The 21,688-nt window shown below is 66.8% G+C and carries 19 protein-coding genes and 1 pseudogene; 14 read left to right on the forward strand and 6 right to left on the reverse strand.

Annotated elements, in window-relative coordinates:
- Nucleotides 1–153 precede the first annotated feature (153 nt).
- Nucleotides 154–2,166 (reverse strand): bifunctional tRNA (5-methylaminomethyl-2-thiouridine)(34)-methyltransferase MnmC2/FAD-dependent 5-carboxymethylaminomethyl-2-thiouridine(34) oxidoreductase MnmC1, encoded by a 2,013-nt coding sequence (gene mnmC / locus AB5S05_RS08930; protein ID WP_369287149.1) that lies wholly within the window; start codon nt 2,164–2,166, stop codon nt 154–156.
- Between the two features lie 123 nt (nt 2,167–2,289).
- On the opposite strand from mnmC, the gene pap reads away from it, so the two are divergent.
- Together pap and AB5S05_RS08940 are read left to right on the forward strand one after the other, a co-directional pair.
- Nucleotides 2,290–3,777 carry a polyphosphate:AMP phosphotransferase gene (gene pap, locus AB5S05_RS08935; RefSeq protein ID WP_369287150.1) on the forward strand — a complete coding sequence of 496 codons (1,488 nt, stop codon included), beginning with the start codon at nt 2,290–2,292 and terminating at the stop codon, nt 3,775–3,777.
- A gap of 108 nt (nt 3,778–3,885) precedes the next feature.
- On the forward strand, nt 3,886–5,070 hold the full coding sequence (locus AB5S05_RS08940) for a thiolase family protein (RefSeq protein WP_369287151.1): 1,185 nt from the start codon (nt 3,886–3,888) through the stop codon (nt 5,068–5,070).
- A gap of 78 nt (nt 5,071–5,148) precedes the next feature.
- On the opposite strand, the gene AB5S05_RS08945 is transcribed toward AB5S05_RS08940, so the two are convergent.
- Nucleotides 5,149–5,358, reverse strand: a complete 210-nt coding sequence (locus tag AB5S05_RS08945) for a DUF6316 family protein (protein ID WP_369287152.1) — start codon at nt 5,356–5,358, stop codon at nt 5,149–5,151.
- A 292-nt stretch (nt 5,359–5,650) separates the two neighbouring features.
- On the opposite strand from AB5S05_RS08945, the gene AB5S05_RS08950 reads away from it, so the two are divergent.
- Nucleotides 5,651–6,613 carry a DMT family transporter gene (locus AB5S05_RS08950; protein WP_369287153.1) on the forward strand — a complete coding sequence of 321 codons (963 nt, stop codon included), beginning with the start codon at nt 5,651–5,653 and terminating at the stop codon, nt 6,611–6,613.
- 66 nt (nt 6,614–6,679) lie between these two features.
- Here the strand turns inward: AB5S05_RS08950 and AB5S05_RS08955 are convergent, their stop codons facing one another.
- The 3 genes from AB5S05_RS08955 to AB5S05_RS08965 all read right to left on the reverse strand — a co-directional run bounded on the left by AB5S05_RS08955 (nt 6,680) and on the right by AB5S05_RS08965 (nt 9,791).
- On the reverse strand, nt 6,680–7,297 hold the full coding sequence (locus tag AB5S05_RS08955; protein ID WP_369287154.1) for an NAD(P)H-dependent oxidoreductase: 618 nt from the start codon (nt 7,295–7,297) through the stop codon (nt 6,680–6,682).
- Complete coding sequence (locus AB5S05_RS08960; RefSeq protein ID WP_369287155.1) at nt 7,290–8,684, reverse strand: class II fumarate hydratase; 1,395 nt, start codon at nt 8,682–8,684, stop codon at nt 7,290–7,292. The genes AB5S05_RS08955 and AB5S05_RS08960 overlap by 8 nt, the downstream gene beginning before the upstream one ends.
- Nucleotides 8,685–8,777: 93 nt before the next feature.
- Complete coding sequence (locus AB5S05_RS08965) at nt 8,778–9,791, reverse strand: DUF2804 domain-containing protein (protein WP_369287156.1); 1,014 nt, start codon at nt 9,789–9,791, stop codon at nt 8,778–8,780.
- A 257-nt stretch (nt 9,792–10,048) separates the two neighbouring features.
- Between AB5S05_RS08965 and AB5S05_RS08970 the strand changes: the two genes are divergently transcribed.
- The 5 genes from AB5S05_RS08970 (at nt 10,049) to AB5S05_RS08990 (ending at nt 14,381) form a co-directional block, all read left to right on the forward strand.
- Nucleotides 10,049–10,549 (forward strand): DUF2059 domain-containing protein, encoded by a 501-nt coding sequence (locus AB5S05_RS08970; protein WP_369287157.1) that lies wholly within the window; start codon nt 10,049–10,051, stop codon nt 10,547–10,549.
- Between the two features lie 15 nt (nt 10,550–10,564).
- A complete protein-coding gene (locus AB5S05_RS08975; protein ID WP_369287158.1) occupies nt 10,565–10,870 on the forward strand; it encodes a BolA family protein in 306 nt (101 codons plus the stop codon).
- A gap of 166 nt (nt 10,871–11,036) precedes the next feature.
- Nucleotides 11,037–11,975 (forward strand): oxygen-dependent tRNA uridine(34) hydroxylase TrhO, encoded by a 939-nt coding sequence (trhO, locus tag AB5S05_RS08980; protein ID WP_369287159.1) that lies wholly within the window; start codon nt 11,037–11,039, stop codon nt 11,973–11,975.
- A 2-nt stretch (nt 11,976–11,977) separates the two neighbouring features.
- The gene (locus tag AB5S05_RS08985) at nt 11,978–12,610 is read left to right on the forward strand and encodes a DsbA family protein (protein WP_369287160.1); all 633 of its coding nucleotides are present in this window, start codon (nt 11,978–11,980) and stop codon (nt 12,608–12,610) included.
- Nucleotides 12,603–14,381 (forward strand): ABC transporter ATP-binding protein, encoded by a 1,779-nt coding sequence (locus AB5S05_RS08990; RefSeq protein ID WP_369287161.1) that lies wholly within the window; start codon nt 12,603–12,605, stop codon nt 14,379–14,381. Before AB5S05_RS08985 ends, AB5S05_RS08990 begins: the two co-directional genes overlap by 8 nt.
- 10 nt (nt 14,382–14,391) lie before the next feature.
- Here AB5S05_RS08990 and AB5S05_RS08995 read toward each other — a convergent pair whose 3' ends face one another.
- The gene (locus AB5S05_RS08995) at nt 14,392–14,931 is read right to left on the reverse strand and encodes a hypothetical protein (protein WP_369287162.1); all 540 of its coding nucleotides are present in this window, start codon (nt 14,929–14,931) and stop codon (nt 14,392–14,394) included.
- A gap of 385 nt (nt 14,932–15,316) precedes the next feature.
- Here AB5S05_RS08995 and hppD point away from each other — a divergent pair, with 385 nt between their 5' ends.
- The 6 genes and pseudogenes from hppD (at nt 15,317) to AB5S05_RS22135 (ending at nt 21,661) form a co-directional block, all read left to right on the forward strand.
- Nucleotides 15,317–16,414 carry a 4-hydroxyphenylpyruvate dioxygenase gene (gene hppD / locus AB5S05_RS09000; RefSeq protein WP_369287163.1) on the forward strand — a complete coding sequence of 366 codons (1,098 nt, stop codon included), beginning with the start codon at nt 15,317–15,319 and terminating at the stop codon, nt 16,412–16,414.
- Nucleotides 16,415–16,506: 92 nt separating this feature from the next.
- Nucleotides 16,507–17,643, forward strand: coding sequence for a homogentisate 1,2-dioxygenase (locus tag AB5S05_RS09005; RefSeq protein WP_369287164.1), 1,137 nt, complete (start codon nt 16,507–16,509; stop codon nt 17,641–17,643).
- A gap of 25 nt (nt 17,644–17,668) precedes the next feature.
- Nucleotides 17,669–18,652: a fumarylacetoacetate hydrolase family protein gene (locus AB5S05_RS09010; protein WP_369287165.1), complete on the forward strand. Its 984-nt coding sequence runs from the start codon at nt 17,669–17,671 to the stop codon at nt 18,650–18,652.
- Nucleotides 18,642–19,301 carry a maleylacetoacetate isomerase gene (gene maiA, locus AB5S05_RS09015; protein WP_369287166.1) on the forward strand — a complete coding sequence of 220 codons (660 nt, stop codon included), beginning with the start codon at nt 18,642–18,644 and terminating at the stop codon, nt 19,299–19,301. Before AB5S05_RS09010 ends, maiA begins: the two co-directional genes overlap by 11 nt.
- Before the next feature lie 1,316 nt (nt 19,302–20,617).
- Nucleotides 20,618–20,806 (forward strand): annotated as a pseudogene (locus tag AB5S05_RS22130) (HAMP domain-containing protein); the annotation flags it as partial.
- A 114-nt stretch (nt 20,807–20,920) separates the two neighbouring features.
- Entirely contained in the window at nt 20,921–21,661 is a 741-nt protein-coding gene (locus tag AB5S05_RS22135) for a methyl-accepting chemotaxis protein (RefSeq protein WP_438943560.1), read from the forward strand.
- The last annotated feature ends 27 nt before the right edge of the window (nt 21,662–21,688 follow it).

Here is a 21,688-nt window from a genome sequence, read left to right on the forward strand (position 1 = left end):
CGCGCCGCTAATCCATCCTGCGAAGCTGCGGGCGGGGGATGGAGTTAGGTCCTAACGCGTAGGGTGCGCCGCGCGCATCCAGATCCCGCGCTAATTCCGGCGTTCCGGCGAACCAGCGATCCTATGGTGCGCGTGGCGCACCCTACCTCTTGGCTACCCCTTGGGTGAGCCGCTGTTGCGGATCAGCTGGCGCAGGGCGAAGCGGTTGGGGTGGCAGGCCTCGGCGACGTCGCGCGGCAGCGGCAGCGGCTCCTGGTTCAGCCAGGCGGCGATCAGCTCGCCGGACAGCGGCGCGGTGATCAACCCGCGTGAGCCGTGCCCGCTGTTGATGTACAGGCCGTCGAGCCAGGGGCAGGGGCTGTCCGGCACCTGGCGGGCATCCTTGCCCAATACCGCGTAGGCGGCCATGAAGGCCTCGCGCTCGGCCAGCGGACCGACGATGGGCAGGTAGTCCGGGCTGGTGCAGCGGAAGGCCGCGCGGCCCTGGAGTCGTTCCGGCTGCAGCTGCCCGACCTGCAGGCGCTCGGCCAGGTCGCTGGAAATATCCCTGAGCAATTCCAGGTTGCCGGCGTGATCGGCGCTGTTCACCGTCAAGTCATCGCTGTTGAAGTCGAAGCTCGCCCCCAGGCAGTGCTCGCCCTGGCGCGCCGGCGCAATATAGCCCTCGGCGCAGACCACGGTGGTCAGGGCTGCGCTCCGCGCCGTGGCCGGCAGGCGGCTGACCTGTCCGCGAATGCGCTTGAGTGGCAGCTCGGCACTCTGGCGGAAACGCTTGATCTCGGCCGCGGTGGCCAGCACCACCACCGGGGCGCTGGCCAGCAGCTGCTGGCCGTTCCAGGCCTGCCAGAGGCCTAGGTGGCGGCGCAGCTGCAGGGCCTCGCTGTGCAGCTGCAGGTCGATGCCGGCCTGGCCGGCCAGCCACTGGCACAGCGCCGGCGGGTGCACCCAGCCGGCCTGGGGGTAGAACAGGCCGCCGGCGGGCAGGCCGACACCGGCCTTGTTTTCGGCGTCGCTGCGCTCGAGCGCTAGCAGCAGGTCGCTGGGAAAGGCCGCGGCCAGTTGCGCCTGGCGCTGCCTCTCCTTGGCGTCGAAGGCCAGTTGCAGCACGCCGCAATCGTCCCAGTCGCGGCCGCGCTGCAGGCGTTCGAGCAGCCGCCGGGTATGGCCGAAGCCGCTGACGACCAGCCGCGACAGCGCCGTGCCGTGAGCGGAGAGCTTGAGATAGAGCACGCCCTGGGGATTGCCCGAGGCTTCCTCGGCGATAGCGGCGTGGCGCTCCAGCAGGGTCACGCGCCAGCCGCGGGCGGCCAGGCTGGCGGCCGTGGCGCAACCGGCCAGGCCGGCGCCGATCACCAGGGCCTGGCGCTCGCCTGGTGGCGTCGGCGGGCGAGCGAACCAGGGTTTGCCGCCGGGCGCCACCCCGCCGGGCGCGGCCGCGCCGACAAAGCGTCCCTTGAGCACTTCCCACTTCTTGCCCAGCCCGGGCACCCGTTGCATCTGGAAACCGGCCTGGTTGAGGCCGCGGCGTACGTGGCCGGTGCTGGTGAAGGTGCCGAGGGTGGCCGTGGGGGCGCTCAGCCTGGCCAGTTCGGCGAACAGCTCGGCGGTCCACATCTGCGGGTTCTTGGCCGGGGCGAAGCCATCGAGGAACCAGGCGTCGACGCGGGCATCGAGCTGGCCGAACATCTCCAGGGCGTCGCCGATCAGCAGCGTCAGCATGACCCGGCCGCCGGCCAGCAACAGGCGCTGGAAGCCGGGGTGGATGGCCTGGTACTGCACCAGCAGTTCGTCTGCCAGCGGCGCCAGTTCCGGCCACAAGGCTAGCGCCTGGCGCAGGTCGGCATGGCTCAGCGGGTATTTCTCGACGCTGACGAAATGCAGGCGCGCGCTGGCCGGGGCCTGTTGTTCGAACAATTGCCAGGCGCAGAGGAAGTTCAGCCCGGTACCGAAGCCGGTTTCACCGATCACCAGTTGCGCGTCTTCGTCGAGGGCGGCGAAGCGCGCCGGCAGTTCGTTGTTGGCGAGAAATACGTAGCGGGTTTCTGCCAGGCCGTTGTCCTGGGAGAAGTACACATCGCCGAACAGCCGCGACTGCGGCTGGCCGCGTTCGTCCCAGTCGAGCTGGGCGTGCTGCGTGGCGGGGGCTGGGCTGGGGGTATCGGGCATGGTGGCGACTGGCTTGGACAGACGCGCATTCTAGCCGATCGACCGGTGCGCATTGCACTCCAGGCGCGGACAAATGGCGGGTCTGTCCGCTAGTCTGGTGGGATTCAGGTCAGGGAGCCGCCCATGTTCGAATCCGCCGAGATTGGTCACATCATCGACAAAGCCACCTTCGACGCCGAGGAGCCGGCCCTGCGCGAGGCCCTGCTGGAGGCGCAGTACGAGCTGAAGGCCCAGGGGCGCTTTGCCGTGCTGATTCTGCTTTGCGGCATCGAGGGCGCGGGCAAGGGCGAGACGGTCAAGCTGCTCAATGAATGGATGGATCCACGGCTGATCCAGGTCAGCACCTTCGACCAGCAGACCGACGAGGAACTGGCCCGCCCGCCGGCCTGGCGCTATTGGCGGCAGTTGCCGCCCAAGGGGCGGATCGGCGTGTTCTTCGGCAACTGGTACAGCCAGATCCTTCAGGGGCGGGTGCACAAGCACTTCAAGAACGCGGTGCTCGACCAGGGCGTCGCCAGTGCCGAGCGCCTGGAGCGGATGCTCTGCGATGAGGGCGCGCTGATCTTCAAGTTCTGGTTCCACCTGTCCAAGCAGCAGATGAAGGCGCGCCTGAAGTCCTTGCAGGACGACCCGCTGCACAGCTGGCGGATCAGTCCGCTGGACTGGCAGCAATCGAAGACCTACGACAAGTTCGTGCGCTATGGCGAGCGCGTGCTGCGCCGCAGCAGTCGCGACTATGCGCCCTGGTACGTGATCGAGGGCGTGGACGAGTACTACCGCAGCCTGACGGTCGGGCGCATCCTCCTGGAAGGCTTGCAGGCCGCGCTGGCCAACGGCTCACAGGCGCCGTCGCAGCCTCATGCGGCGCCGCTGAGCCTGAGCCTGGACAAGTGCGGGCTGCTCGACAGCCTGGACATGGAACAGCATCTGGACAAGGAGGACTACCAGGCGCAGTTGATCGCCGAGCAGGCGCGCCTGTCGGGGCTGATGCGCGACAAGCGCATGCGCAGGCACGCCCTGGTCACGGTGTTCGAGGGCAATGACGCCGCCGGCAAGGGCAGCGCCATCCGCCGGGTGGCGGCGGCGCTGGATCCGCGCCAGTACCGCATCGTGCCGGTGGGCGCGCCGACCGACGAGGAGCAGGCCCAGCCCTATCTCTGGCGCTTCTGGCGGCACATCCCGTCGCGCGGCAAGTTCACCCTGTTCGATCGCTCCTGGTATGGGCGGGTGCTGGTCGAGCGCGTCGAGGGCTTCTGCGGCCCCGACGACTGGCTGCGCGCCTACGGCGAGATCAACGATTTCGAGGAGCAGCTGGTCGATGCCGGCGTGGTGGTGGTCAAGTTCTGGCTGGCCATCGACCAGGACACTCAGCTGCAGCGCTTCAAGGCGCGCGAACAGGTTCCCTTCAAGCGTTTCAAGATCACCGAGGACGACTGGCGCAACCGGGAAAAGTGGCCGCAGTACCGCGAGGCGGTGGAGGACATGGTCGACCGCACCAGCACCGAGATCGCGCCCTGGACCCTGGTCGAGGCCAACGACAAGCGCTTCGCCCGGGTCAAGGTGCTGCGCACCATCAACGAGGCGCTGGAGGCGGCCTTCGCCAAGGATTGACCCGGCCGACGATGGTCGCGCATACGGATGATGAATGATCGTCGCGAGGCGAGATTGCCCAGGCTTATGCTTCGTCCCTCTTGAATATCTACGACAACGAGGTGCGTCATGCGTGAAGTGGTGATCGTCGACAGCGTGCGGACTGGCCTGGCCAAATCCTTCCGCGGCAAGTTCAACCAGACCCGCCCGGATGACATGGCGGCCCATTGCGTCAACGCGCTGCTGGCGCGCAACGGCCTGGACCCGGCGCTGGTGGATGACTGCGTGGTCGGCGCCGGCTCCAACGAAGGCGCCCAGGGCATGAACATCGGCCGCAACGTGGCGGTGCTCTCCGGCCTGGGCACCCAGGTGGCGGGCATGACCCTCAACCGCTTCTGCTCCTCGGGCCTGCAGGCCATTGCCATCGCCGCCAACCAGATCGCCTCGGGTTGCAGCGAGGTGATCGTCGCCGGCGGCGTTGAGTCGATCACCATGACCCTCAAGAGCATGAACACCGACAACCTGTTCAACCCGGTCCTGCAGAAGGACCTGCCGGGCATCTACTACCCGATGGGCCAGACCGCCGAGATCGTCGCCCGGCGCTACGCCGTCAGCCGCGAAGCCCAGGACGCCTATGCCCTGCAAAGCCAGCAGCGTACCGCGCGGGCCCAGGCCGAAGGCCTGTTCGACGACGAAATCGTGCCGATGCAGGTCAAGTACCTGGTCGAAGACAAGGCCACAGGCGAGAAGAAACTGGTCGAGGCCGTGGTCGATCGCGACGACTGCAACCGCCCCGACACCACCCTGGACAGCCTGGCCGCGCTCAAGCCGGCCTTCGCCGAGGACGGTTCGGTGACCGCCGGCAACGCCTCGCAGCTGTCCGACGGCGCCTCCATGACTCTGGTGATGAGCCTGGACAAGGCGCTGCAGCTGGGGCTCAAGCCCAAGGCCTACTTCCGCGGCTTCACCGTGGCCGGCTGCGAGCCGGACGAGATGGGCATCGGCCCGGTGTTCTCGGTACCCAAGCTGCTCAAGGCCAAGGGCCTGAACATCGACGACATCGACCTGTGGGAGCTCAACGAAGCCTTCGCCTCGCAGTGCCTGTATGCCCGCGACCGGCTGGAAATCGACAACGAGAAATACAACGTCAACGGCGGTTCGATCTCCATCGGTCACCCGTTCGGCATGACCGGTTCACGCCAGGTCGGCCACCTGGTGCGCGAGCTGCAGCGGCGCAACCTGCGCTACGGCATCGTCACCATGTGCGTGGGCGGCGGCATGGGTGCCACCGGCTTGTTCGAGGCCTATCGCTAACGGTCGGCTGGCCGCAACGAACAAGACCCGCGTTCCAGGCAGTCTGGGGCGCGGGTCTTGGCCTATCTGGAACTCGAGTCAGCGGCTGGGCCGTTGGTAGGGCGAGCTGCCCACTCGCATGCGATGGATGTAGGAGTCGATCTCCCGCTCGGCATCGACGCGCGTGAAGAAGGGGCCTTCGAGGGTGCCTTCGCGGGTGGCGAAGAAATACTGGCCATTGACGGCGCTAACCCTGTCGCTGCGGTAGTGCGTGCCGGGGCTGGGATCGACGCTGCGCTGACCGAACATGGCTATACCTCATACGCTAAGCCGAATGACTTTAGTCTAGCGCCGGGGCGTCGGGGCGTGAGCCTTGGCGACAGATGGTTGTTGCGCGCGTGCTTGTCCCGGCACCTGGCGCCGATCCGGCGGACTGCCTGTAGCGTGGCGCCTGACGGCGGCGTGCCATCGGTACAGTTGCCCTGCATAAGGCCATTGAACTGTGACTGTGTTGCACGCTCGCACGCCTCTAGAATGCGCGTTTTCGGTGCGTGCGCAGCCCATGTCGGGCCGTTGCCGGTGCCGCGCATTCGAGGCCGTCATGCATATTTCTTCCGGTCGCTGGCTTTTCGGCTTGCTGCTCGCGCTGGTCACCGCGGTGCTCTGGGGAGTGCTGCCGATCAAGCTCAAGCAGGTGCTGCAGGTCATGGATCCGGTGACCGTGACCTGGTATCGCCTGCTGGTGGCCGGTTCGATCCTGTTCGTCTATCTGGCGGCCAGCCGGCGTCTGCCGCGGGTGCGGCCGCTGGGGCGCAAGGGTGGCTGGCTGCTTATCCTGGCGATTGCCGGGCTGAGCGCCAACTATGTGCTCTACCTGATCGGCCTGAAGCTGCTCAGCCCGGGCACCACGCAGCTGGTGATCCAGGTCGCGCCCATCCTGTTGCTGGTCGGCAGCCTGTTCGTCTTCCGCGAGCGATTCAGTCTGGGCCAGGGCTTGGGCCTGATGGTGCTGCTGCTGGGGTTCACGCTGTTCTTCAATCAGCGCCTCGATGAACTGCTCTCGTCGCTCAGCGATTACACCGCCGGTGTGCTGATCGTGCTGCTGGCGGCCTTCGTCTGGGCCTTTTACGGGTTGGCGCAGAAGCAGCTGCTGACGGTGTGGAACTCGTTGCAGGTGATGATGGTGATCTACCTGGCCTGCGCCCTGTTGCTGACGCCCTGGGCGCAGCCGCTGCAGGTGCTGCAGCTGAGTCCGCTGCAGGGCTGGTTGCTGCTGGCCTGCTGTTTGAACACCCTGGTGGCCTATGGCGCCTTCGCCGAAGCGCTGGCGCACTGGGAGGCCTCGCGGGTCAGTGCGACCCTGGCGATCACACCGCTGGTGACCTTCGGCTCGGTGGCGCTGGCGGCGACCTGGTGGCCGCAGCATGTGCTGCCCGAACAGATCAACTGGATCGCCTATGTCGGTGCGGCGCTGGTGGTGCTGGGCTCGGCCCTGACGGCGCTCGGGCCCTCGCTGATGGCCGGGCTGCGCGCCCGTCGCGTGCGCCTGGCGGCGCAGCTGTAGGGCGGCTCGCGCCGGCGCCGCCGGGTTGCCCTGCGCGAGCCGGTTGCGGCGGTGCAGTCGCCGGACTCAGGCGCGCGTGCCGAGCGTCGCCGCCCGGCGCAGCCAGCGTTGTCGCTGCGCCTCGTTGGAGGGGCGCACCGGGGCGAATTCGGCCAGGCGTCGGGTCCTGATGCCGCTGAAGCCGAGGATGGTGCGGGTCATCTGGCGATGTGCCGGCGCGCCATAGATCCAGCGGAAGTACCAGGGCGGCGTGTCCAGGGTCACCAGCAGGTCGGCGGTTCGCCCGCTCAGCAGCTTGTCCCACAGCGCCGAGTTGCCGCGGTACTTGAAGGCAAAGCCGGGCAGGAAGACTCGGTCGAAGAAGCCCTTGAGCAGCGCGGGCAGGCCACCCCACCAGACCGGGTAGACCAACACCAGGTGCTCGGCCCAGTGGATATGCCGCTGCGCCTCGAGCAGGTCGGGCTCCAGGCTCTGGCCCTGATCGTAGCCATCGTGCAGGACCGGATCGAACCTCAGTTCGCCCAGGCGCAACTGGCGCACCACATGCCCCTGGGTGCGCGCGCCCTGCAGATAGGCGTCGGCCAGGGCATGGCAGAAGCTGTTGCTCTTGGGCGTGCCGAGGATCATCAGGATGCGCTTGCCGTCACCTTCCAGCGGCGTGGCGCCGCTCTTCGCCTCACTCATCCTCATCGCCCCCGAGCATGTCTTGCGGGCGTACCCAGGCATCGAACTCGGCATCGCTCAGGTAGCCCAGCTGCAGGGCGGCCTCGCGCAGACTGCTGCCTTCGGCGTAGGCCTTCTTGGCGATTTCCGCAGCCTTGTCGTAGCCGATATGCGGGTTGAGCGCGGTGACCAGCATCAGGCCGCGCTCCAGGTGGGCGGCCATCTGCCGGGCGTCCGGTTGCAGACCAGCGATGCAATGCAGCTGGAAGTTGCGGCAGCCATCGGCAAGCAGGCTGATCGACTGCAGCAGGTTGTGGATGATCACCGGCTTGAACACGTTCAGCTGCAGGTGACCCTGGCTCGCGGCGAAACCGATGGTCACGTCGTTGCCGAGCACCTGGCAGGCGAGCATCGACAGCGCTTCGCACTGGGTCGGGTTGACCTTGCCCGGCATGATCGAGCTGCCGGGCTCATTGGCCGGCAACTTGACCTCGGCAAAGCCGGCGCGCGGCCCGGAGCCGAGCAGGCGCAGGTCGTTGGCGATCTTCATCAGGGCCACGGCCAGGGTCTTGAGTGCGCCGGACAGCTGCGCCAGGGCTTCATGCCCGGCCAGCGCGGCGAACTTGTTGGGCGCGCTGACCAGGGGCAGGCCGCTCAGGGCGGCCAGTTCCGCGGCGATGGCGATGGCAAATCCCGGTGGGGAATTGAGCCCGGTACCGACCGCGGTACCGCCCTGGGCCAAGTCGCATACCGCCGGCAGGGCGGCGCGGATGGCCCGTTCGGCGTAGCCGAGCTGGGCGACGAAGGCCGACAGTTCCTGGCCGAAGGTGATCGGCGTGGCGTCCATCAGGTGGGTGCGTCCGGTCTTGACCAGGTGCTCGTGGCGCACCGCCTGTTCGGCCAGGCCGTCGGTCAGCTCGGTGATGGCCGGCAGCAGTTGCTCCTGCACCGCGCGCGCGGCGGCGATGTGCATGGCGGTGGGAAAACAGTCGTTGGAGCTCTGGGCGCGGTTGACGTGGTCGTTGGGGTGTACCGGGCTCTTGCCGCCGCGCGAGCCACCGGCCAGCTCGTTGGCGCGGCCGGCGAGCACCTCGTTGACGTTCATGTTGCTTTGCGTGCCGCTGCCGGTCTGCCAGACCACCAGGGGAAACTGTTCATCGTGCCGGCCGGCCAGCACCTCGTCGGCGGCCTGTTCGATCAGCTGGGCGATGTCGGGCGGCAGCTCGCCGATGCGTCCGTTGACCCGGGCGGCGGCTTTCTTGATCAGGGCCAGGGCGTGCACCACGGCCAGTGGCATGCGCTCGCTGCCGATGGCGAAATTGATCAGCGAACGCTGGGTCTGGGCGCCCCAATAGGCGTCCTCAGGGACGTCGATGGGGCCTAGGCTGTCGGTTTCGGTACGGTTCATGGGAGCTCTCCGGTTCGCTTCAGCAAGTTTAGGCCGCCGAATCCACTCGCAGGTTCCTTTGTGACCAATGCCGCCTGCCCGGCGCCCTGTCGACTACCAGCGTGCCCGGGTCGCGCCCAGCCAGCCGAGGGCCGAATCGACCGGTACTCGCTCGCCGGACGGTCCGCGCAGGACCCCGTTGAAATGGCCGAACCACTGTTGCGTGTCGGCATAGAAGGGCCCCAGGCGCGGACAGGCGTGGTGCAGGTGGCGCGCGCTGAAGCTCAGCTCGACCTGGCCGTCACCTGTGCTCAGGTGCCACTGGGCCGAGGCGTTGCCCGGCGGCTGCTGCTCGATGCTCACTGCGCGGTCCAGGTGCAGCAGCTCGCCGCCGAACCACAGGGCGTTCTCCGACAGGCCGCTGTAGTCGGTCCAGCCGGAACCGAAGTTGCCGGCAATGCCGCCGGGCGCGGCGAAGGCGGCCCGGGTCCAGTGGCTGCGCAGCGGCCAGACGCCGCGGCCGAAGTCCATGGCGGCGAAACTCTGTCCGGGCGGGCAATGATAGCGGCGCTTGCCGAGTTGCACGCTGCCGTTGATGGGCAGGCCGAGCTGGCGGCAGGTGGCGTGGAAGCCGCGTGGCCCGAGTGGTGCCACCAGGTTGACCGAGTCGAGGTGGGCGGGGCGCTGCACGTCCAGGGTGACCTGCAGCGGCTGCCCGCCGATATTGGGCACGTCCAGGGTCAGACGCGCGCGTCCTGGGTGTTCGGCGCAGCGCAACTGCAGGCGCGGGTGATTGAACTGGTGGCTGTGCAGCGGCTGATCTGGCAGCAGGCATCCGCGGCCCAGCAGGCTCAGCTGGCGGTGAGCCACCGCCTGGCCGGTCTCCAGGTCGAGAAAATAGGCGGCCCCGTAGCGAATGTAATCGAGGTCGGCCTGGGTCAGGGAAAGCATCCAGCCCGGCGTGGTGATGCACCAGTGATTCCAGCGCTTGCGTCGGCCGAGATGGCCGTTGATGGTGCAGTCCAGGTGCGGCTGCGGCGACCAGCCGACGGCCTGGGGGTTGAGTCGGCCGCGGGAACCGCACAGGCGGGTCGGCGACTCGGTGAGAGGGTAGGCGAAACTGTTCATTTGACACGTCCGTGTGTGCGCGGCTTGGCGCTGCCGCAGGAGGAAGGCGCAAGCCAGAGTTGCGAACAATCGAGGATGCCCGGGCGTCCAGGCGTCGGCAAGTGCTGGCATTTTGACTCTTATTCAATGGGTGCGCCAGTGGACAACGGTTTTGTGACGCCGGCCACGCCCCCCGGTGCTTGAGTGACGACTGGCCATGGGTCCAGAATAGCGCCCCCGGGCAGGCGCGACGCCTCGCCCTCGCGATGGAGCTTCCCATGCAGCGTCTTTCCGCCCTCTGTGGCGCCATCCTGCTGGCCTGCTGCAGTGCCCAGGTACTGGCCGATGCCGCCAGCCATTCGGCCGACGCGGAGCGCTTCCTGCGCCTGGCGCGTGCGGACAAACTGCTGGTGCCGGTGTACGCCCAGGTGCAGCAGATGTTCGCCCAGCGCTTCGCCGAGAGCGGTGCCCCGGACAGTCAGCGTGCGCTGTTGGAGCGTTATCAGGCCAAAGCCAACGCGGCGCTGGATCGAGCGGTCGGCTGGGAACAGATCAAGCCGGCGATGATCGAGCTGTACACCGACCGCTTCGACGAGCAGGAAATGCGCGAGTTGCTGGCCTTCTATCAGTCTGCCCTGGGGCGTAAGGTGCTGGAGCAAATGCCGCTGCTGACCGCGCAGTCGTCGCAGATGGCCCAGGACAAACTTCAGGCGGCGGTGCCGCAGGTGAACAAGCTGCTGGCGCAGATGAGCGCCGAACTGGGCTCGAACAAGCCGTAACCGGAGTCTTTACCGATGTCGAAACTTGCCAATCTCCAAGCCGCCATGGCGGCGCTTGAGCCGGTGCACCTGGAAGTGCTGGATGAGAGTCACATGCACAGTCGTGGGCTGGAGACCCACTACAAGGCGGTCATCGTCAGCCCGCAGTTCGCCGGGCTCAATGCCGTCAAGCGGCATCAGAAGGTCTATGCGAGCCTGGGCGAACTGATGAGCCAGGTGCATGCGCTGGCGCTGCACACCTATACCCCCGAGGAGTGGGCAGGGCAGGGCGCCGCGCCGGACTCGCCGACCTGCCGGGGCGGCAGCAAGCACGACCATTGAGCCGGCGCCGTCGCGCGCGGGCGTCCGGCGACCGCTGAGTCGATCCGCCTCTACACGCCAGGCGCCAAGAAACGTAAACTGCAGCACGCGCCGGCCCATCGCCGGCGCTGGTGTTTATAGGCCCAGTCCGCCCATTGCGTGGGCGACTACTGAAGGAAAAACCTCCATGACCGACACGATCGTCGTGGCGGCGCTGTACAAATTCGTCTCCCTGCCGGATTACCAAGCGCTGCGCCAACCACTGCTCGACACCCTGCTGACCCATGGCATCAAGGGCACCTTGCTGCTCGCCGAGGAAGGCATCAACGGTACCGTTTCCGGTAGCCGCCAAGGCATCGACGGCCTGCTGGCCTGGTTCGGGCTCGATCCGCGCCTGGCCGATATCGACCACAAGGAATCCTACTGCGACGAGCAGCCGTTCTACCGCACCAAGGTCAAGCTGAAGAAGGAGATCGTCACCCTCGGCGTGCCCGGCGTGGATCCCAATCAGCGGGTCGGCACCTACGTCGAGCCCAAGGACTGGAACGATCTGATCAGCGACCCCGAGGTGTTGCTGATCGACACCCGCAACGACTACGAGGTCGCCATCGGCAGCTTCGAGGGCGCGGTCGATCCGAAGACCAAATCCTTCCGCGAGTTTCCCGAGTACATCAAGGCGCATTTCGATCCGGCCAAGCACAAGAAGGTGGCGATGTTCTGCACCGGTGGCATTCGCTGCGAGAAGGCCTCCAGCTATATGCTCGGCGCCGGTTTCGAGGAAGTCTTCCACCTCAAGGGCGGCATCCTCAAGTACCTGGAAGAAGTGCCTCAGGAACAGACCAGGTGGCGCGGCGACTGCTTCGTCTTCGACAACCGGGTGACGGTGCGTCACGACCTGAGCGAAGGCGATTACGATCAGTGCCACGCCTGCCGCACTCCGGTTTCGGTGGCGGATCGCCAGTCCGAGTTCTACACCCCGGGGGTGAGTTGCCCGCATTGCTGGGATTCGCTGCCGGAGAAGACCCGCGCCGGTGCGCGCGAGCGGCAGAAACAGATCGAACTGGCCAGGGCGCGCAACCTGCCCCATCCGCTGGGCTACAACCCCCGTCAACCCTCCGAGGCCTAAGCATGCACGCGCGCCTGCTCTACGTGATGGACCCGATGTGCTCCTGGTGCTGGGGCTTCGCTCCGGTGATCGAGGCCCTCGCCGAGCAGGCGTCTGCTGCGGGTGTGCCCCTGCAGCTGGTGGTCGGCGGCCTGCGCCGCGATCGCATCGCCATCGATGCGGCGGCGCGGGTGCGCTACCTGGGCTACTGGCAGGCGGTCAATGCCAGCACCGGCCAGCTGTTCAACTTCGAGCAGGGCTTGCCCGAAGGCCTGGTCTACGACACCGAGCCGGCCTGCCGGGCTGTGGTCACCGCCCGCCACCTCGATCCGGACAGTGCCTGGCCACTGGCCAAGCTGATCCAGCAGGCGTTCTACACCGAGGCGGCCGATGTCACCCAGGCCGGCGTGCTGGTGCGGCTCGCCGAGCAGGCCGGGATACCGCGCATCGAGTTCGCCGAGGCCTTCGACAGTCCGGCCATGCAGGCCGCTACCGCTGCCGACTTCACCTGGGTGCAGGATCTGGGCATCGCCGGCTTCCCGACCCTGCTGGCCGAGCGCGATGGGCAACTGGCACTGCTGACCAACGGTTACCAACCGCTGGAGGCGCTGGCGCCCTTGCTGGCACGCTGGCTGGAGCGCGGTGCCCATGCCTGATCGGTTGAGCTGGGCAGAAATCCGTCGCCTGGCCCTGCACCACAGAAAAGCCCTGGTCCTGGCCAACCTGGTCGCGTTGTTCGCCACCCTGTGCAGCGTGCCGATCCCCTTGCTGTTGCCGCTGCTGGTCGACGAGGTGCTGCTGCACGATGGCGACGCGGCGCTGCGGGTGATGGATCATTTCCTTCCCGCCGCCTGGCAAACGGCGGCCGGCTATATCGGCCTGATGCTGGTGCTGACCCTGCTGCTGCGCGGCTCGGCGCTGATCTTCAACGTGCTGCAGGCGCGGCTGTTCGCGCGGCTGTCGAAGGACATCGTCTACCGCATCCGTATCCGCCTGATCGAGCGGCTCAAGCGCATCTCCCTGGGCGAGTACGAGAGCCTCGGCGGCGGCACCGTGAGCACGCACCTGGTCACCGACCTGGACACCCTGGACAAATTCGTCGGCGAGACCCTCAGCCGCTTCCTGGTCGCGGTGCTGACCCTGACCGGCACCTCGGCGATCCTGCTGTGGATGCACTGGCAGCTGGCCCTGCTGATCCTACTGTTCAACCCGTTGGTGATCTACGCCACGGTGCAGTTGGGCAAGCGGGTCAAGCACCTGAAGAAGCTCGAGAACGACAGTACCGGGCGCTTCACCCAGGCGCTCACCGAGACCCTCGAGGCCATCCAGGAGATTCGTGCCAGCAACCGCCAGGGCTACTTCCTCGGCCGCCTCGGTGGGCGGGCGCGAGAAGTGCGCGACCATGCGGTGGCCTCGCAGTGGAAGAGCGATGCGTCGAACCGTGCCAGTGGCCTGTTGTTCCAGTTCGGCATCGACGTGTTCCGCGCCGCGGCCATGCTCACCGTACTGTTTTCCGACCTGTCGATCGGGCAGATGCTCGCGGTGTTCAGCTACCTGTGGTTCATGATCGGCCCGGTCGAGCAGCTGCTCAATCTGCAGTACGCCTTCTATGCCGCCGGCGGTGCGCTGGCACGCATCAACGAGTTGCTGGCGCGCCAGGACGAGCCCCAGCATGCCGGTGGCGCCGACCCCTTCGCCGGGCGTGACACGGTCGGCCTGGAGGTGCGCGGGCTGACCTTTTCCTACAACGACGAGCCGGTGCTGGAGGACCTCGACCTGAGCATCGCCGCCGGCGAGAAGGTGGCCATCGTCGGCGCCAGCGGCGGCGGCAAGAGCACCCTGGTGCAGCTGCTGCTCGGTCTCTACACGCCGCAGGCCGGGACCATCTGGTTCGGCGGGCGCAGCCAGCAGGAGATCGGCCTGGCGACGGTGCGGGAAAACGTCGCCGTGGTATTGCAGCACCCGGCATTGTTCAACGATACGGTGCGCGCCAACCTGTGCATGGGACGGGCGCGCAGCGACGAGGACTGCTGGCGCGCGCTGGAGATTGCCCAGTTGGCCACGACCATACGCATGCTGCCCATGGGCCTGGACAGCATCGTCGGTCGCTCCGGCGTGCGCCTGTCCGGCGGCCAGCGCCAGCGCCTGGCGATTGCCCGCATGGTGCTGGCCGAGCCCAAGGTGGTGATCCTCGACGAGGCCACCTCGGCCCTGGACGCCGCCACCGAGTACGCCCTGCATCAGGCCCTGGGGCAGTTCCTCAACGGTCGCACCACCCTGATCATCGCCCATCGCCTGAGTGCGGTGAAGCAGGCGGACCGGGTGCTGGTGTTCGACGGCGGGCGCATCGCCGAGGACGGCGATCACCAGCGCCTGATCGCCGACGGTGGGCTCTACGCCAAACTCTACGGCCACCTGCAGCACTGAGCCAGGAGGCTCACAGCGGCGCAGCGGACAGTTCGCCTTCGCTCCACCCCTGCAGCTGGCTCAGGCGCGCCTGGCTGGCCGCCAGCTCCTTGTCCAGCGCCTCGTTGTAGTCGCTCAGCCAGCTGCGCGAGCCGGCGATCATGCCGGCCAGGTCGCGCATGCCGTTCTTCAGGGCCAGCAAGCTGTGCTGGTAGCCCTGTTCCTGGGTCAGCAGCATGCTCGCCAGCTGCTGCAGCGCCTGGCCATCGTCGTGGCTCGGGACGGGTGGCGCTGGCAGGCTGGCGGGGCGCGCCTCGAGACGCGCCTGCGCCTGCTGGAGTTCGGCTAGCTGCGCGAGCAGTGACTGCTGGCGTTGCTCCAGGGCATCGAACCGGCTGCTGTCGAATATCTCGGGCTCGGGCCGCATCAGGCTCCAGGTCGACCAGCTGGCGAGGATGACCACCAGCAGCAGCGCCAGCACCCCCAGCGCGATGCGATCGAGGCGGCGATCCTTCTCCAGGTCGTCCAGGCGCTGTTGATCGTTGCTGGTCTGTTGGATGTCGCTGCTCATGGTTCACTCCGGCCGTTCGAGTCGATAGTTTGACGTCAAATGATTGTGGCAGTGTGCCACTGTTTTTCCCGCCCGGGAAAGGCGAGCAGGGCAATCGGGCGGGCGAGGGCGGACCATTCGCGCCTGGACGATGCCTGCGGCAGCTTGACTGGCAGCTTGGCGGTCCGCTTTGGCAAGAAAACGTTACGCCAGGGCGGCCGCCGGGGGTGGGATTTCTACTACTGTTAAGGGTGTAAGCAAAATTTGCCGGCAGGAGCCGGCCGGGGGCTTGGGAGGGCTCTGCAGCGCGCTTGCCCAGCTACTGCGCAGAGGTTGTGATGGGGGCAGTCCACGCCGCTCGAACGCCGGGTCGAGCGGATGTCCACAACAACAACGAGGAGGCGCAATGAACGCCGTGAACAAGATCGAGCAACACAATCCCATCGGCACCGACGGCTTCGAGTTCGTCGAATACACCGCGCCGACGCCCGAGGGCATCGCGCAGCTGCGCGAGCTGTTCACCGCCATGGGCTTCACCGAGACCGCCAAGCACCGCTCCAAGGAAGTCTGGCTGTTCCAGCAGAACGACATCAACTTCGTGCTCAATGGCAGCCCTACCGGCCACGTCCGCGAGTTCGGCCTCAAGCATGGCCCGAGTGCCTGCGCCATGGCGTTCCGGGTCAAGAACGCCGCCCAGGCCGCCGCCTACGTCGAGGCCCAGGGTGCCAAGCTGGTGGGCAGTCATGCCAATTTCGGCGAGCTGAACATCCCCTGTGTCGAGGGTATCGGTGGCTCCCTGCTGTACCTGGTGGACCGCTACGGCGACAAGAGCATCTATGATGTCGACTTCGAGTACATCGAGGGCCGCTCGCCGAACGACAACGCTGTCGGCCTCAAGGAAATCGACCACCTGACCCATAACGTCAAGCGCGGGCAGATGGATGTCTGGTCGAGCTTCTACGAGCGCATCGCCAACTTCCGCGAGATCCGCTATTTCGACATCGAAGGCAAGCTCACCGGCCTGCTCTCGAGGGCGATGACGGCGCCCTGCGGCAAGATCCGCATCCCGATCAACGAGTCGGCGGACGAGAAGTCGCAGATCGAGGAGTTCATCCGTGAGTACCACGGCGAAGGCATCCAGCACATCGCCCTGTCCACCGATGACATCTACGCCACCGTGCGCCAGCTGCGCGCCAACGGCGTGGACTTCATGCACACCCCGGACACCTATTACGAGAAGGTCGACACCCGCGTCGCCGGTCACGGCGAGCCGCTCGATCAGCTGCGCGAGCTGAACATCCTGATCGACGGAGCGCCGGGCGTCGGTACGTCGGGCGACGACGGCATCCTGCTGCAGATCTTCACCAACACGGTGATCGGTCCGATCTTCTTCGAGATCATCCAGCGCAAGGGCAATCAGGGCTTCGGCGAGGGCAACTTCAAGGCGCTGTTCGAGTCGATCGAGGAAGACCAGATCAAGCGCGGTGTGCTCAAGGACGAATGAGCCGAAACCCTCGGGCGGGTCGTGCGCCAGGCCGTACTGGCCGCGGCCGACCCACCCGAGCCAACCGATGTTGAGTCGAGGAGACACCGGCCATGAGCCGTAAATGGATCAGCTTTCCCCTGCGCGAGGGCGAGTGCTCACGCCAGGCGCATTGTGATTTTCCCGAAGGCACCTACGAGCGCGAGATGGGCCGCGAAGGCTTCTTCGGTCCCACCGCGCACCTGCACCACAAGCACCCGCCGACCGGCTGGATCGACTGGCAGGGGCCACTGCGGCCGCATGCCTTCGACTTCAACGATATCGCCAGCGAGCGCGACTGCCCGCTGGAGGCGCCGCTGTGCCTGCACAACAGCGACCTGCGGCTGCGGGTATGGAAGACCCAGGGGGCGATGCGTCACCTGGTGCGCAACGCCGACGGCGACGATCTGCTGTTCATCCACGAGGGCGCGGGGCATTTCTACTGCGACTTCGGCTACCTGGAATACCGCGAAGGCGACTACCTGCTGATTCCGCGGGGCACCGCCTGGCGCATCGAGACTACCGCGCCGACCTTCATGCTGTTGATCGAGAGCAGCGACGGCGCCTACCAGCTGCCGGACAAGGGCCTGCTCGGCCCCCAGGCGATCTTCGATCCGGCGGTACTCGAGCATCCCAAGTTGAATGCCGCCTTCAAGGCCCAGCAGGACGAGAATACCTGGCAGATCCGGATCAAGCGGCGCAACCAGCTGAGCACCGTTACCTACCCGTACAACCCGCTGGATGTGGTCGGCTGGCACGGCGACAACACGGTGGTACGCCTCAACTGGCGCGACATCCGCCCGCTGATGAGCCATCGCTACCACCTGCCGCCCTCGGCGCACACCACCTTCGTGGCCAATGGTTTCGTGATCTGTACCTTCACCCCACGGCCGGTGGAAACCGACCCGGGGGCCCTGAAGGTGCCGTTCTATCACAACAACGACGACTACGACGAAGTGCTGTTCTACCACCGTGGCAACTTCTTCAGTCGCGACAACATCGAGGCGGGGATGGTCACCCTGCACCCCTGCGGCTTCCCCCACGGCCCGCATCCCAAGGCGCTGAAGAAGAGCCTGGAGGCGCCGGCCAGCTTCGTCGACGAGGTGGCTGTGATGATCGACACTCGCCGCGCCCTGGAAGTGGGCGAGGCGGCGGCGGCGGTGGATGTACCCGAGTACGTGAACTCCTGGCGCGCGCCGGGAAAAGCCTGATCAGCGCAACTTACGGAAATTCTCTATGAAACTCGCTTCTTTGAATCAAGGCCGTGACGGCGTGCTGGTCGTGGTCTCCCGCGACCTGTCCCGCGCGGTGACGGTGCCGACGATTGCCGCCACCCTGCAGGCGGCGCTGGACGACTGGGCGATCAAGCGCCCTCAGCTGGAGGCGGTCTACCAGCGCCTCAACGAGGGGACGCAGGAGGGCGCCTTCGCCTTCGACCAGGGCGCCTGCCACAGTCCGTTGCCGCGCGCCTACCACTGGGCCGACGGCAGCGCCTACGTCAACCATGTTGAGCTGGTGCGCAAGGCCCGTGGCGCCGAGATGCCGGAAAGCTTCTGGCACGATCCGCTGATGTACCAGGGCGGCGCCGACAGCTTCATCGCCCCGCAGGCGCCAATTCGCCTCGCTGACGAGGCCTGGGGCATCGACCTGGAAGCCGAGCTGGCGGTGATCAGCGACGATGTGCCCATGGGCGTCAGCGCCGCCGAGGCGGCCGAGCACATCCAGTTGCTGATGCTGGTCAACGACGTGTCGCTGCGCAACCTGATCCCCGGCGAGCTGGCCAAGGGCTTCGGTTTCTACCAGAGCAAGCCGTCCTCGAGCTTCTCGCCGGTGGCGATCACCCCGGACGAGCTGGGCGATTGCTGGAAGGAGGGCAAGGTGCACCGGCCGCTGGTGTCGCGGATCAATGGCGAGCTGTTCGGCCAGCCCGATGCCGGCACCGACATGACCTTCAACTTCCCGACCCTGCTGGCCCATGCCGCCAAGACCCGGCCGCTCGGCGCCGGCACCATCATCGGCTCCGGCACCGTGTCCAACTACGACCGCAGTGCCGGCTCTTCCTGCCTGGCGGAGAAGCGCATGCTCGAGATCATCGAGCAGGGCGAGGCCCAGACCCCCTTCCTCAGGTTCGGCGACCGGGTGCGCATCGAGATGTTCGATGCCCAGGGCCAGAGCCTGTTCGGCGCCATCGACCAGGTGGTGGAGCGCTATGAGCGCTGACTTGCAGCTATACGGCTACTGGCGCTCCAGTGCCGCCTACCGGGTGCGCATCGCCCTCAACCTCAAGGGCCTGGCCTACAGCCAGGTGCCGGTGCACCTGGTCAAGGACGGCGGCCAGCAGCATTCGGCCGAGTACCAGGCGCTAAACCCGCAACAACTGGTGCCGTTGATGGTGGACCAGGGCAATGGCGGGGTGCGCATTGCCCAGTCCATCGCCATTCTCGAATACCTCGAGGAGGTCTTCCCGGTGCCGGCCATCTTGCCGGCCGACCCGGTGCAGCGCGCCCAGGTGCGGGCCCTGGCGCTGCATATCGCCTGCGACTTGCACCCGCTGAACAACCTGCGGGTGTTGCAGTACCTGAGCGGCGAGCTGGGCGCGAGCGATGCGGCCAAGGACGCCTGGTACCGGCATTGGCTGCACAGCGGCCTGGCAGCGGTGGAGCAAGGCCTGGCGGTGTTCGAGGGGCGCCTGTCGCTGGGTGGGCGCCCGGGCTACCTGGAAGCCTGCCTGATCCCGCAGCTGTACAACGCCCGGCGCTTCAACTGCGATCTCGCCGCCTACCCGCGTATTCTGGCCATGGAGGCCGCGAGCCAGGGCTTCGACGCCTTCGCATTGGCGGCGCCGGAGGCGCAGGCGGACGCCGTTTAAGCGCCATGGCACAAGGTTGACGCTGTATAGAGGGCGCCCGGCCGCAAACCGTGCGCCTTTTTTCTACGTGCCAGGCGCTGGTGGATGTCCGCCACGGGGTGGCGACATTCCGCCGTTGGCTGGTGCTTGAAGAACACCCGCCGCCTTGCCCCAGTCCGTCAGCGAGGACGCCGATCGCCGTTATCCGGCCACACTTAGCCCCGACAACTGCGGCGTCCGAGCGCGCTTGAGTCGTCGCCGTGTTGAGCGCCGGCCTCAGGTATCGGCCAGCGCCGCCGATGCTAGTGGAACAGACTCGATAGATTGGTACAGGTATTGCCTCGAACGGCTAGCTGCAATCGAGCCCTGCATTGCTGCCCTTGCGCCGGCTGGCGTGCCGAATAACAAGAGTGGAGTCGTATCCCATGTCACTATCTGCCGCCCACCTGTTCACCGACCTGGCCGTTGGCAAGAAACTGCTGTGTGGCTTCGGCCTGGTTCTGCTGTTGACCGTCGCCGTGGCTAGCGGCGGCTTTCTGGCCGTGCAGACGGTATCGCAGGGGCATGACCAGGTTGGCCGCTTGTCGGCGATCGGTGCGCAGATTCTCCAGGCCAGCCGCTTCGAGCGCGATTTTGCCCTGAGTCGCACGCCGGAGAGCGCCGAGCGCATGCGCACCCAGCTCGGCAGCGCCCGGGAACTGCTGAGCGAGCAGGTTCGACAGGCTGGTGCAGCGAACAAGGCGCACCTGCAGCTCATGGAGCAGGCGATGCTGGACTATCAGAAGCAGTTCGACGATTTCGTTCGGCTGCAGGCCAGGGCCCTCGAGGCCCGCGAGCAGATGAGCGCGGCGGCGGCGGAGGCGCGTAACCAGTTCGAAGGCGTCGAACTGGATATGTATGACGCGGTGCGCGAACTGCGCCTGCAAGGCGACAAGCTGCGCGGCAGTGATCCGCTGACCCTGGCGGAAACGGCGTCCGGCTTGATCAAGCGGATGCTCGATCTGCGCGGTTACGAAAGCCTCTACATCATCGATGGCTCGAGCGAGGCATTGGAGGAGTGGGGCTCCGTCAGCAGCGACCTGCAAAACACTGCCACCAGCCTGAAAATCTGGCTCAACGAGGATCAGCAAAGCGCCGTCGATGTCGCCTTGCAGGCATTGACGGCCTATCAGCAGGCCTTTGCCGGTTACCAGCAGCTGCGTGGACAGAGCCAGGCCAGCGAGGCGCAGATGCTCGCGCAGGCCCAGCAGGTGTTGGATCTGGCCGAGCAGGCTCAGGTCGGTAAAGAACAGCAGATGGCAGATGAAAGCCAGCGCGAGCTGATCTTCCTCGGCGTCATGGGGATCAGTGCCCTGGTGCTCGGGCTCTGCGCCGCACTGCTGATCTCTCGTTCGATCGTCGCTCCCCTGCGCCAGAGCGTGACCTTTGCCCAGCGCATCGCCGCAGGCGACCTGAGCCAGGATCTGCCACTGCAACGCAAGGACGAACTGGGGCAGTTGATGGCGGCCCTGCAGGGCATGACCGGCAGCCTGCGCGATCTGGTAGGGCGCATTGGTGGCGGTGTCGGCCAGATCGCCACGGCGGCCGAGCAGCTGTCGGCGATCACCGCGCAGACCAGTGCCGGGGTGCAGAGCCAGAAGATGGAAACCGAGCAGACCGCCACCGCCATGCACCAGATGGCCGCCACCGTGCAGGAGGTCGCGCAGAATGCCGAGCAGGCCTCGGTTGCCGCGCGCGAGGCCGATCGTGAGGCGCAGCAGGGCAACCAGGTGGTGCAGCAGGCGGTTGAGCAGATCGACCGTCTGGCGATCGGAGTGGACCAGTCGGCCGAGGCGATCCAGGCATTGAATCAGGAGAGCGAGCGTATCGGCGGTGTGCTCGAGGTGATCCGTAGCGTCGCCGAGCAGACCAATTTGCTGGCCTTGAACGCGGCCATCGAGGCGGCGCGGGCTGGCGATCAGGGCCGCGGATTCGCCGTGGTCGCCGACGAGGTGCGCGCCCTGGCGCGGCGCACCCACGACTCGACCGAGGAAATCGAAGGGCTGATCGCCAGCCTGCAGCGCATGGCCAGGGGCGCGGTGGAGCAGATGGACAGCAGCCGCAGCCTGACTCAGCGTACCGTCGACCTGGCGGGCCAGGCCGGCGATGCTTTGCGGCGCATCACCCAGGCGGTGAGCACCATCGAGCAGATGAATCAGCAGATCGCCGCCGCCGCCGAAGAGCAGAGCGCGGTGGCGGAAACCATCAGCGAGAGCGTGACCCGGGTGCGCGATATCGGCGAGCAGAGCGCCGCCTCCAGTCAGCAGACCGCGACCTCCAGCGCCGAGCTGGCGCGCCTGGGTAGCGAGCTGCAGGGCCTGGTGGCGCAGTTTCGCACCTAGGCGGTCGAGTAGCGTTGCCGGCGCTGC

This window comes from Pseudomonas zhanjiangensis, assembly GCF_041027545.1.
Classification (GTDB): Bacteria; Pseudomonadota; Gammaproteobacteria; order Pseudomonadales; family Pseudomonadaceae; genus Aquipseudomonas; species Aquipseudomonas zhanjiangensis.

Coding starts and splice junctions, on each gene's coding strand:
- AB5S05_RS08995 (WP_369287162.1), bottom strand. CDS start 14,931: ATGAGCAGCGACATCCAACAGACCAGCAACGATCAACAGCGCCTGGAC.
- pap (WP_369287150.1), top strand. CDS start 2,290: ATGTTCGAATCCGCCGAGATTGGTCACATCATCGACAAAGCCACCTTC.
- mnmC (WP_369287149.1), bottom strand. CDS start 2,166: ATGCCCGATACCCCCAGCCCAGCCCCCGCCACGCAGCACGCCCAGCTC.
- AB5S05_RS08965 (WP_369287156.1), bottom strand. CDS start 9,791: ATGAACAGTTTCGCCTACCCTCTCACCGAGTCGCCGACCCGCCTGTGC.
- hppD (WP_369287163.1), top strand. CDS start 15,317: ATGAACGCCGTGAACAAGATCGAGCAACACAATCCCATCGGCACCGAC.
- AB5S05_RS08960 (WP_369287155.1), bottom strand. CDS start 8,684: ATGAACCGTACCGAAACCGACAGCCTAGGCCCCATCGACGTCCCTGAG.
- AB5S05_RS09010 (WP_369287165.1), top strand. CDS start 17,669: ATGAAACTCGCTTCTTTGAATCAAGGCCGTGACGGCGTGCTGGTCGTG.
- AB5S05_RS08970 (WP_369287157.1), top strand. CDS start 10,049: ATGCAGCGTCTTTCCGCCCTCTGTGGCGCCATCCTGCTGGCCTGCTGC.
- AB5S05_RS08955 (WP_369287154.1), bottom strand. CDS start 7,297: ATGAGTGAGGCGAAGAGCGGCGCCACGCCGCTGGAAGGTGACGGCAAG.
- AB5S05_RS22135 (WP_438943560.1), top strand. CDS start 20,921: ATGGAAACCGAGCAGACCGCCACCGCCATGCACCAGATGGCCGCCACC.
- AB5S05_RS08940 (WP_369287151.1), top strand. CDS start 3,886: ATGCGTGAAGTGGTGATCGTCGACAGCGTGCGGACTGGCCTGGCCAAA.
- maiA (WP_369287166.1), top strand. CDS start 18,642: ATGAGCGCTGACTTGCAGCTATACGGCTACTGGCGCTCCAGTGCCGCC.
- AB5S05_RS09005 (WP_369287164.1), top strand. CDS start 16,507: ATGAGCCGTAAATGGATCAGCTTTCCCCTGCGCGAGGGCGAGTGCTCA.
- AB5S05_RS08945 (WP_369287152.1), bottom strand. CDS start 5,358: ATGTTCGGTCAGCGCAGCGTCGATCCCAGCCCCGGCACGCACTACCGC.
- trhO (WP_369287159.1), top strand. CDS start 11,037: ATGACCGACACGATCGTCGTGGCGGCGCTGTACAAATTCGTCTCCCTG.
- AB5S05_RS08950 (WP_369287153.1), top strand. CDS start 5,651: ATGCATATTTCTTCCGGTCGCTGGCTTTTCGGCTTGCTGCTCGCGCTG.
- AB5S05_RS08990 (WP_369287161.1), top strand. CDS start 12,603: ATGCCTGATCGGTTGAGCTGGGCAGAAATCCGTCGCCTGGCCCTGCAC.
- AB5S05_RS08975 (WP_369287158.1), top strand. CDS start 10,565: ATGTCGAAACTTGCCAATCTCCAAGCCGCCATGGCGGCGCTTGAGCCG.
- AB5S05_RS08985 (WP_369287160.1), top strand. CDS start 11,978: ATGCACGCGCGCCTGCTCTACGTGATGGACCCGATGTGCTCCTGGTGC.